The sequence below is a fragment of the Verminephrobacter aporrectodeae subsp. tuberculatae At4 genome (genome assembly GCF_000193225.1).
GTDB lineage: Bacteria > Pseudomonadota > Gammaproteobacteria > Burkholderiales > Burkholderiaceae_C > Acidovorax > Acidovorax aporrectodeae.
In genome coordinates this window covers 1-218 of the sequence record NZ_AFAL01000914.1, presented here as the reverse complement: position 1 = coordinate 218, position 218 = coordinate 1, and the positions used below count along the sequence as shown (strand labels likewise).

The 218-nt window shown below is 69.7% G+C and carries 1 protein-coding gene; it reads left to right on the top strand.

Features of this window, described 5'->3' with window-relative positions; genetic code table 11:
- Positions 1 to 218, top strand: a 218-nt coding sequence (locus tag VTU_RS29830; RefSeq protein ID WP_040894003.1) for a DUF3418 domain-containing protein, incomplete at both ends; no start/stop codon positions are given.

Below are 218 nucleotides of genomic sequence, written 5' to 3'. Positions count from 1 at the left end.
CCTGATCGACGTGCTGCTCGCGCAGGTGCGCCAGGAGACCTCGCTCGACGTGAAGCGCGCCGACTTCAAGCTCGACATGCTCAGCGCGCACCTGTTCATGAACTTTCGCGTGGTTGACGAGCACGGCCGCCAGCTGGGCCTGGGCCGCAACCTCGCTGCGCTCCAGGCCGAGTGGGGCGTTCAGGCGCGCGGCGCGTTCCAGGCGCTGGCGGGGCTCA